This is a genomic window from Candidatus Zixiibacteriota bacterium, from assembly GCA_018820315.1.
Classification (GTDB): domain Bacteria; phylum Zixibacteria; class MSB-5A5; order JAABVY01; family JAHJOQ01; genus JAHJOQ01.
Window position 1 is genome coordinate 1 of record JAHJOQ010000123.1, and the last position, 4,055, is coordinate 4,055.

The window sequence follows — 4,055 nt, forward strand, 5'->3', positions numbered from 1 at the left end:
ACGCGACGCACCAGCATATTTTATTTGTGATTCCGATTCATGCTTCCTTTATTTTGTTGTGACCAAAGTCATTGCACATAGAGGAGCATCAGCCGATTTTCCCGAAAACAGCCTGGAGGCGATTCTGGCTGCCCGCAGCCAGGGTGCCGATGCAGTAGAGGTCGATATCAGATGCACGTCCGATAATGTCCCGATTATCTGCCATGATCGGCGCCTCCGCAGGCTATTCAATTCAAACGGGACTACCGCGAGCATCACCGCTGCGCAGTTCAAGAAGATGAGAATCATGGGTACCGGGACGCCGCTGCTGCTGGAGGAACTGTTCAACACAGACGATCCGCCTCGCCAAATCATCCTTGATATCAAGGAATTCGGTCTCGAGATACCCGTCGAGAAGATGATTTGTCGCAATGGATGGCAGGAACGGGTCATAGTCTCGTCATTCTATTCCATCATAATCAAGCGGTTCAAGCGACTTAACGCTGAACTCAGAACCGCTCTCATCCTCGATAGGCTCGCCAGCATCCCGATTGCGCTGCGACAGAGCTACCTGAATCACATCTTCCTGAAATATCTGGAGGCAGACTACCTGCATGTCTTCTTCAGAGAGATGAACCTGGCAGGTGCGGAGAGAATCTCTGAGTTGGGACATCCGGTCTCATTCTGGACTTTGGATGATCCTGCGGCGATCGAACGAGCGCTTACGATATCACCCTACGGAATAATAACCAATAAGCCCGGAATCGCGCGACGGATAATACAATCCGAACATACCGCTCAGTCCTGAAAACTGCCTTGAGGTTGATGCTGTAAGCCATTGAAGCATAAGTGCCACTGAATATTGACTCTGGTAAACTGAATTGACTTGCCTAACGATCAGATATGTCTTAGACTCCGTCAGAGGCATTGATCAGGAGTAATGATGAAGTACGAATTGAAGCGAATCAGAGTGTGGAGTGCGATTAAAGTCGGTTTCTTCATATGGGGACTGATCGGCTTTCTCGGTGGGCTGTATATGGCAATGATGATGCCATTCGTGATGCAGTTCATGGAGTCCTTTGGTCCGATGCCGGATGGGATGGGCTCTGTTGGACCCCTCGCCCTCATATTCCTGCCAATTCTCTATTCTCTTATGGCGGCTGTCATGGGCACAGTCATCACCGCAATTGTTGCGGGATTCTACAACCTGATAAGCAGCCTGCTCGGCGGGATTGAAGTCAGCCTTGAAAGTGAGATGCTGCATCCGCTGAACATCGGCGACAAACCGCTTCCGCCGGCAAAAGAGAGCGGCAACTACACGATTTGAGGAACAACGATGGGACTTGACGATGTCAGGGTCAGAATAGCGCCATCTCCGACCGGTTACTTCCATGTTGGAACCGCTCGGACGGCCATATACAATTGGCTGTTCGCGAAGAAACATGGCGGGAAATTCCTGCTCAGAATCGAGGACACCGACCTGGACCGCTCCAGACAGGAGTATGTCGATATCATTCTGGACGGCCTCAGGTGGATGGGACTTTCGTGGGATGAGGAGATAGTATACCAGTCTGAGCGGATGGAGACATATAGTCCACATGCAGAGAGGCTTCTGACCGAGGGTAAAGCTTACCGCTGCTTCTGTTCGCCGGAAGAGCTCACCGCGGAACGTGAATACGCGCAGAAGAATAAGCTGCCCTATAAATACAGCCGAAAATGCAGAAGTCTGTCGCCCGATGAGATCGAGAAGAATCTTTCCGATGGACGCAAGTTCACTGTCCGGCTAAAACTCCCCGTCGAGGGGACTGCTTCGTTCGAGGATGCAATCGCCGGGAAACTTAACTGCAGTTATGACGAGCTTGACGATCTTATAATCCTGAAGTCGAATGGACGACCGATATACAACTTCGTCGTCGTTGTCGACGACCATGACATGCGGATCAGTCACGTCATCCGGGGAAACGATCACATCACGAATACATACTACCAAGTTGAACTCTACAAGGCGCTCGAATGGGATATCCCAGAGTTTGCGCATGTGCCGCTAATCCTTCGACCCGACCGCTCAAAGGTCTCGAAACGTAAGGGCGACAAGGGAGTAACGGACTACAAAGACGAAGGGTATCTTCCGCAGGCGCTCGTCAACTATTCCGCGCTTGTAGGATGGTCTCCTAAAGATGACCGCGAGAAGATGACAATCGATGAAATGATCGAGGCATTCTCTCTGGAAGGTGTCAATCCGAATAACGCCGTGTTCGATATCGAGAAGCTCAAATGGATGAATGGTGAATACCTGCGGGAGATCGACAGCAACAAGATTGTGGACTTGGTAGTGCCGCTGTTCATTGAAGCGGGACTGACCACCAAATACTGGGTGGAAACGAACTGGCATTGGACTGTCAGAGTCGTAGATGCTCTGAAAGAAAGATGCAGGCTGCTTTCGGAATATGCCGAGAAGGGGTCCTACTTCTTCACATCGAACTTCGAGTACGATCCGAAGGGTGTCAGAAAGCAGTTTAAGGCTGATGGGGTTGCAAGCATCCTGACGGACATCAAGGAACGGTTCGAGCAGGTGGATGTTTGGATGAAAGAGGGTCTCGAAGAGACGCTCAGGATTCTAGCGGAAGATAAGGACTTGAAAGCCGGGAAACTGATCCATCCTGTTCGTCTGGCTGTTTCAGGTATGACCGGCGGCCCGGGATTATTCGACATACTGGAGCTACTTGGCCAGAAAGAGGTTCAGGCACGGATAGAACGGGCGATAAAGTATATTGAAAGAGGTGAATTCCCTGAACAGGAGGGAACCTGACATGTCGCTTGAGAAGATCGAGAAACTGAGAGACGAAATCGAGAAACTCGAGGAAGAGTACAACCGGACCAATCTCGACAAGGTTTTTGACAAAGGTCGGCACGACCAGGTCTACAAGAAGCTCAAGAAGAAACGTAAAGAGCTGAAGGAACTGGAAGAGTCGACGAAATAGAGCCTCTGCTCGGAATTCGTATCGGCTGCTCAGAGGCTGCTCCTTGAGTTCGATTCAGGCTGGAATCATATGGCATTGACAGCCAGCTTCCAGGTTGGCAGCCATTTCCAGAAGTTTGATTAAACCTCTACGACCTACTTGACACGGCCAATTTTGTATATATATTGGCAGATCAACTGGGAGATCGTCCAACGGTAGGACATGCGGCTCTGGACCGTAGTATCGGGGTTCGAATCCCTGTCTCCCAGCTTGTAACTACCTGTGTCACAACCACTTAGGTGTGCATATCACAGCAGGGGGTTGGAGACATCGTCTCGAACCCCATGGACCGATGCATCCGCCCGGCAGTCGATGCATGGAATACAAGGGCAAGTCATTTGACCTGCCCTTGATGCGCAATGCCTTGGCATTCCTCTCACTTGAGAAGTAGCATCTTCCTGGTATCGGTGAAACTGTCGGTAGCGAGCTTATAGAAGTAAACACCCGACGCTACTATCCCACCATTGCTGTCTGTTCCATTCCAGACGACTGAGTGCTTCCCTGCAGACCGATATCCATCGACCAGTGTCGTCACCCTCTGTCCAAGGAGATTGTAAACATCCAGCCTGACTCTAGCACCGAGAGGCAAACCGAATGCAATCTCTGTTGCCGGGTTGAATGGGTTCGGTGAATTCTGATACAAGGCAAAGTCTCGCGGCAGCATGTCATCAGCTGAACCATTATTACTGTGGAGCGACGTGCTCAGTCTCCCGCCGCCTTTGGCGACAGCGATGCTGTTGAAGGGTTCGATCTCTCCGTCACCGACGAACGAGACATCCAAGATCCGCGACCCATCGGATGGAATCATCACCTGACCATATGGATCAAGTAATCCGACCTTTAACAATCCATCAGCTAAGCCATGGAATTCCTGAATTCCGTCAATGAGACTCTTAACATCAATACTTCGCACATCACCTAGTGTCCCGTCAACATGATATTATTGGGCATGTCATTGACTTCCGAAATTGTTTGCGCTATATTTGTGCAAACAAGGAGGTGGTCGATGAAAAAGTACATCGTTCGATTATCGAAGGAGGAGCGTGATAGACTGAA

The 4,055-nt window shown here is 50.3% G+C and carries 5 protein-coding genes and 1 tRNA gene; 5 read left to right on the forward strand and 1 reads right to left on the reverse strand.

What is annotated here, in order from left to right; all coding sequences use genetic code 11:
- The 5 genes from KKH67_12525 to KKH67_12545 form a co-directional block, all read left to right on the forward strand.
- The coding region (locus KKH67_12525; GenBank protein MBU1320005.1) for a glycerophosphodiester phosphodiesterase at nt 1–787 on the forward strand (787 nt) is incomplete at its 5' end.
- 135 nt (nt 788–922) lie between these two features.
- Nucleotides 923–1,306, forward strand: coding sequence for a DUF3566 domain-containing protein (locus tag KKH67_12530; protein ID MBU1320006.1), 384 nt, complete (start codon nt 923–925; stop codon nt 1,304–1,306).
- Between the two features lie 9 nt (nt 1,307–1,315).
- Entirely contained in the window at nt 1,316–2,788 is a 1,473-nt protein-coding gene (locus KKH67_12535) for a glutamate--tRNA ligase (protein ID MBU1320007.1), read from the forward strand.
- A 1-nt stretch (nt 2,789) separates the two neighbouring features.
- The gene (locus KKH67_12540; protein ID MBU1320008.1) at nt 2,790–2,960 is read left to right on the forward strand and encodes a hypothetical protein; all 171 of its coding nucleotides are present in this window, start codon (nt 2,790–2,792) and stop codon (nt 2,958–2,960) included.
- Nucleotides 2,961–3,137: 177 nt separating this feature from the next.
- A tRNA-Gln gene (locus tag KKH67_12545) sits at nt 3,138–3,208 on the forward strand.
- A gap of 167 nt (nt 3,209–3,375) precedes the next feature.
- Here KKH67_12545 and KKH67_12550 read toward each other — a convergent pair.
- On the reverse strand, nt 3,376–3,912 hold the full coding sequence (locus KKH67_12550; GenBank protein ID MBU1320009.1) for a T9SS type A sorting domain-containing protein: 537 nt from the start codon (nt 3,910–3,912) through the stop codon (nt 3,376–3,378).
- Nucleotides 3,913–4,055: the final 143 nt, after the last annotated feature.

Excerpts from the sequence above, each read along its gene's own strand:
- KKH67_12530 (MBU1320006.1), top strand. The coding sequence starts at position 923 with ATGAAGTACGAATTGAAGCGAATCAGAGTGTGGAGTGCGATTAAAGTC.
- KKH67_12535 (MBU1320007.1), top strand. The coding sequence starts at position 1,316 with ATGGGACTTGACGATGTCAGGGTCAGAATAGCGCCATCTCCGACCGGT.
- KKH67_12540 (MBU1320008.1), top strand. The coding sequence starts at position 2,790 with ATGTCGCTTGAGAAGATCGAGAAACTGAGAGACGAAATCGAGAAACTC.